The sequence below is a fragment of the Pseudomonas sp. genome, from assembly GCF_036404235.1.
Classification (GTDB): Bacteria; Pseudomonadota; Gammaproteobacteria; order Pseudomonadales; family Pseudomonadaceae; genus Aquipseudomonas.
This window is the reverse complement of record NZ_DASWOT010000011.1, coordinates 1-5,290: the sequence shown is the minus strand read 5'-3', so window position 1 is coordinate 5,290 and position 5,290 is coordinate 1. Positions and strand designations below refer to the sequence as shown.

General features: G+C 57.4%; 4 protein-coding genes and 1 tRNA gene. 2 read left to right on the top strand and 3 right to left on the bottom strand.

Annotated features, from left to right (window positions below; genetic code table 11):
* A partial coding sequence (locus tag VGC62_RS01160; RefSeq protein WP_331185266.1) for a sensor domain-containing diguanylate cyclase occupies positions 1 to 577 on the top strand: 577 nt, incomplete at its 5' end.
* A gap of 18 nt (positions 578 to 595) precedes the next feature.
* Here VGC62_RS01160 and VGC62_RS01155 read toward each other — a convergent pair.
* From VGC62_RS01155 to gabD, 3 genes are all read right to left on the bottom strand, one after another.
* Positions 596 to 1,822 carry an HDOD domain-containing protein gene (locus VGC62_RS01155; protein ID WP_331185265.1) on the bottom strand — a complete coding sequence of 409 codons (1,227 nt, stop codon included), beginning with the start codon at positions 1,820 to 1,822 and terminating at the stop codon, positions 596 to 598.
* A gap of 152 nt (positions 1,823 to 1,974) precedes the next feature.
* The gene (gene gabT, locus VGC62_RS01150; RefSeq protein WP_331185264.1) at positions 1,975 to 3,255 is read right to left on the bottom strand and encodes a 4-aminobutyrate--2-oxoglutarate transaminase; all 1,281 of its coding nucleotides are present in this window, start codon (positions 3,253 to 3,255) and stop codon (positions 1,975 to 1,977) included.
* Positions 3,256 to 3,427: 172 nt separating this feature from the next.
* Complete coding sequence (gene gabD / locus VGC62_RS01145) at positions 3,428 to 4,870, bottom strand: NADP-dependent succinate-semialdehyde dehydrogenase (protein ID WP_331185263.1); 1,443 nt, start codon at positions 4,868 to 4,870, stop codon at positions 3,428 to 3,430.
* Between the two features lie 343 nt (positions 4,871 to 5,213).
* Here gabD and VGC62_RS01140 point away from each other — a divergent pair.
* A tRNA-Arg gene (locus VGC62_RS01140) sits at positions 5,214 to 5,290 on the top strand.

Here is a 5,290-nt window from a genome sequence, read left to right as displayed (position 1 = left end):
GGCCGAACAAGGCCAGCGCTTGATCGTCGTAGGTATCGCAGAAGACATCACCGAAAAGAAGCAACTCGAAGACGAACTGCAGCGGCTCGCGACGACCGATGTACTCACCCAAAGCAGCAACCGCCGACATTTTTTCGAATGCGCCCAACGCGAGTTCGAACAGGCGCGGCTGCAAGGCGCACCGATGGCATTCCTGCTGCTGGACATCGATGACTTCAAACTGGTCAACGACACCTATGGTCACCAGGAAGGCGACGTGGTGCTGCAACGCATCGCCGAATGTGGGCGCACCACATTGCGCCGTGGCGACTTGTTCGGGCGTATCGGCGGAGAAGAGTTTGCGGCAGTGTTCCCTGGCTGCGCGCCGGACATGGCGAAACAGATCGCAGAACGCCTGCAGCGAGAGATTCAACGCCTGAGTTTTCAGTGTGACGACAACGCTTTCGGCATTACTGCAAGCCAGGGGCTGACCAATCTAGGCGCCAACGACCCAAGCCTGGAAGCCTTGTATGCACGCGCCGATGCCGCGATGTATCAGGCCAAGCGCCAGGGCAAGAATCAGATTGTGTTGGTGTAGCGATCCCCAAATCCGGCGCTAACCTTCAACCTTTTTGCGCAATCGCTCCAGATCCGATGCATTGATCTTCAGCAATCGCGCAGCTTTGGATTTCGCCAGAGTGTCAAAAGCACTCTCTTCATTGCCAAGACTCGCCATTTGTCCCGCCAGGTTCATCAACAACACTTCGCGGGTGACGCCTCCAGTGTTGTACTGATACACCGCCGCTATCAGCTCGCGAAGCTCTAAAGGCAGGCGCCAGCGTGTGCGCAACGCCGAACCAAACGCCGCAGAATATTGCGCCAGCGAACGTGTGATCGACTCGTCGCTGAGCGCGCCGCCTGACAACGACCACTCCTGCAGACAACGCAATACCGCGAGATCGCCCAGATTTCGCAACAGCCCCGCGCAATGGCAGCGCTCGTGGTCAAGCTCAAGCATCCGCGCCAGCGTGGCCGCGTAATTGGCCGTACGCTGAGACAACGCCCAAAAATCATTGGCACGACTGATCAGCGCCTCATCAGTCAATATCGCGCAGCGCTTGAGCGCCATGTTTGAAGCCAGACTCGCGCCCTGCATCGCACCCAGCGTTGCCAATGCCTGATGCAGTGTTTGAATCGGCTCTCCAAGGTGCTGTATGGCACTGTTGGCAGCGGCAATCAACCCGGCCACCAACTGCGGATCCGGCGTCAATGCCTGCTCAAGCAGCGTGATATCAGGGCCAGATGGGCCCTGACTGCGCTTGATCGCCTGCTGCACATCAACAGACAACGGCGCGCCATCGGCCACTTCTCGGCGCGTCTCAAGAAAGTCGGTCAAGGTCAGGCCAGGCGCTTGGCTTGGGGCATCAGTCGCCCCCGGAACACCGTCTTCGAGTAGCAGTCCTTGCAAACGTAAACGCAGGCTGTCGATGTTCAGCGGCTTGGTGAGGTAGGCGGTGGGTGCCAGTTGTACGGCCTCGCGGACGCTGGCGCTATCGTTACGATCACTTAAGAGAATGAACGGGATCACCGGCTGCTTGCGCAGAAAACGCACGGCGCGCAACAGGCTCAAATCATCAACACCAGGAAGCTCTCGCGATGCGATCACCAAATCAGGAACCGCGCCCTTGAGCCATTGCACAGCCTTGACGCCTTCCGAGCACACTTCAACATGCGCATCGCTACGCACACTCAAAACCACTTCACTGAGCATCTCGCAAATGTGCGGATCGGGTTCAGCGATCAACACACGGGTTACATCGGGCGCCTTTACGACGGTCATCATGACTCTCCGGCATCACTTTGCTTACCTTAGTCAAAGACAACGCTCAGAAACAGGGAAAAGAGAAATTTCTGACGTCAATAAACGAAAAAACCCGCCTAAGCGGGTTTTTCCATCCATGTAGTCACAATTTGATCAATTGCAACCCAACGGCATCAGGCAAGCTCAGCGAAGCACTCTTCGATGATCTTCAGGCCTTTATCCAATTGCTCGTCCGGCGAAGTCAACGGTACCAATATGCGCAACACGTTGCCGTAAGTACCACACGACAGCAGGATCAAACCTTTGTCGCGGGCTTTGGCAACCACTTGAGCCACGGCAGCGGCGTTGGGCTTGTGGATGTCGCCGTTTTCGACGCATTCAAGGGCGATCATCGCGCCCAGGGCACGTACTTCACCGATCACCGGGTATTTCGCCTGAATGGCGCGCAGGCCAGTCACCAGATGCTCGCCAACCGCTTTGCAGCGATCGAGCAGGTGCTCTTCTTCGAAAACTTCCAGGACCGCCAACGCAGCCGCACAGGCAATCGGGCTACCAGCATACGTGCCGCCCAGACCGCCAGGTGCAATGGCGTCCATATATTCAGCCTTGCCACAGACACCCGCGAGCGGGAAGCCGCCAGCAATGGATTTGGCGAAGGTGGTCAGGTCAGCAGTCACGCCCATCTGTTCCATGGCGAAGAAAGTGCCAGTACGGCCAGCACCTGTCTGTACTTCGTCAGCAATCAGCAGGATGCCGTGCTTGTCGCACAGCTCGCGCAGACGAAGCATGAAAGCCTTAGGCGCGACGTAGAAACCGCCTTCGCCCTGAACTGGCTCGATGATGATCGCAGCGATGTCTTTGGGCTCGGCGTCGTTCTTGAAGATACGCTCGATGCTAGCGATGGACTCATCGATGCTCACGCCGTGCAGTTCATTCGGGTATTGAGCGCGGAAGATGCCGCCAGGCATCAGGCCCATGCCAGCCGAGTAAGGCACGACTTTACCGGTCAGGCCCAACGTCATCAGGGTGCGACCGTGGTAAGCGCCGGTGAACGCGATTACACCAGTACGGCCGGTGGCAGCGCGAGCGATCTTGACGGCGTTTTCGACCGCTTCGGAACCGGTGGTGACCAGCAGGGTTTTCTTCTCGAAATCACCTGGGACCTTGGCGTTGATTTTTTCGCACAGCTCGACATAAGGCTCATAAGCCAGCACCTGGAAACAGGTGTGTGTCAGCTTGGTCAGTTGCTCTTGCACCGCGGCAATGATTTTCGGGTGCAGGTGACCTGTGTTAAGTACCGCGATACCGCCCGCGAAGTCGATAAACTCACGACCTTCAACGTCGGTAACGGTAGCGTTCTTCGCATGATCGGCGAAGATCGGGTGGATCTGACCAACGCCACGCGGGACAGCGGCTTCGCGGCGTTTCATCAAGGATGCGTTTGTTTTGCTCATGATTTCCTCATTCACCGCTCATCGGGCGGCGTGGTTCAAGGATCAAGCAGCGGGGGTCAACGGCGGCAGCATACGATGATCGACTGTCGCGGCCTCCCGGCCACAATGGATTGGTGCTACAAAAACCTGCGGGGCGTCGCTCTCGCGCCCCACAGGCTGCAATACCTATTGCTCAAACAGAGAGGCAGAGGTATTTGATTTCCAAATAATCTTCAATGCCGTACTTGGACCCTTCACGGCCAAGGCCCGACGCCTTGATGCCGCCAAATGGCGCGACTTCATTGGAGATCAGTCCGGTATTGATACCGACCATGCCGTACTCCAGCGCTTCAGCGACACGGAACACGCGGCTCATGTTCTGTGCGTAGAAATACGACGCCAGGCCAAACTCAGTGTCGTTCGCCATGGCGATTACTTCGTCTTCGTCCTTGAAGCGGAACAGTGGCGCCAGTGGGCCGAAAGTTTCTTCCTTGGCGACGGCGGCGTCTTTCGAAACGTTGATCAAGATGGTCGGCTCGAAGAAATTGCCTTCCAGGCTGTTGCCGCCGCTCAGCACTTTCGCGCCTTTGCTCAGGGCATCAGCAATGTGCTCTTTGACTTTGGCCACTGCTTTTCCGTCAATCAGCGGACCGGTAGTGGTGCCTTCTTCCAGACCATTACCAATCTTCAGCTTGGCCACCGCGACTTTCAGCTTCTCGGCGAATGCATCGTAAACCGAGTCCTGAACATAGATGCGGTTGGCGCAAACGCAAGTCTGGCCGTTGTTGCGGTACTTGGAAATGATCGCGCCTTCGATGGCCTTATCCAGGTCCGCATCGTCGAACACGATGAACGGCGCGTTGCCGCCCAGTTCCAGCGAGACTTTCTTGATGTCGTGGGCGCATTCAGCCATCAACTGGCGACCGATCTCGGTCGAACCGGTGAAGGAGAGCTTGCGCACGATCGGGTTGCTGGTCAGCTCGCCGCCGATGTCACCCGCGCTACCCGTCACCACGCTGAACACGCCAGCCGGGATGCCCGCGCGCTCAGCCAGCTCGGCCAGCGCGAGTGCGGAGTAAGGAGTTTGCGAAGCAGGCTTGAGGACCATGGTGCAGCCCGCAGCCAGCGCCGGACCGGCTTTGCGGGTGATCATCGCGGCCGGGAAGTTCCACGGGGTGATGGCTGCGGTGACACCGATAGGTTGCTTGAGCACGATCAGACGTTTGTCCAGCTGATGGCCCGGAATCACGTCACCGTAAACGCGTTTGGCCTCTTCAGCGAACCACTCAAGAAAGGACGCGGCATAAGCGATCTCACCTTTGGCCTCGGCCAGGGGCTTGCCTTGCTCAAGCGTCATCAGGCGACCCAGGTCGTCCTGATTCTCGATCATCAGCTCAAACCAGCGACGCAGTTTGTTCGCGCGATCTTTGGCGGTCAGCGCACGCCAGGCCGGCAAGGCCTTGTCAGCAGCTTCGATGGCGCGGCGAGTTTCGGCGGCGCCCATCTTTGGCACAGTACCCAGAACTTCGTTGTTCGCAGGGTTAGTAACCTTGATCGTCTGACCGCCGTCGGCATCTGCCCAGGCGCCATTGATATAGGCCTGTTGGCGGAACAACGTGGAGTCTTTAAGCTGCATATCGGTCTCCTAAACAGCACCGCGCAACGGCGGAGCGAATTATTGATTGTTCAAAGGCGCCTCGAACGAGGCTGCCGTCAGGAAAACATCAGCCGGAGCCCGAACGCACGAGTTGAAAAAAGTGCGGGCAACCGGACAGGTTGCGTTTGAAATCTCAAACGAATCCTAGGGACTACAGGGGTAAAGGACAATAGCCTGTTCGAAAAAAAGAACGCGAATACCTTTAGTTGGCTGAAAATTCTGATCAACGTCACCTCCAATAGTCGTAACCGTGTGAAATTGACAACACCCACTCGCCAGCATGGACGCACGCAAGCCAGATGAGTATTATGGCGCCCGCGTTGCACCAGTAGCTCAGCTGGATAGAGTACTGCCCTCCGAAGGCAGGGGTCATGGGTTCGAATCCCGTCTGGTGCACCA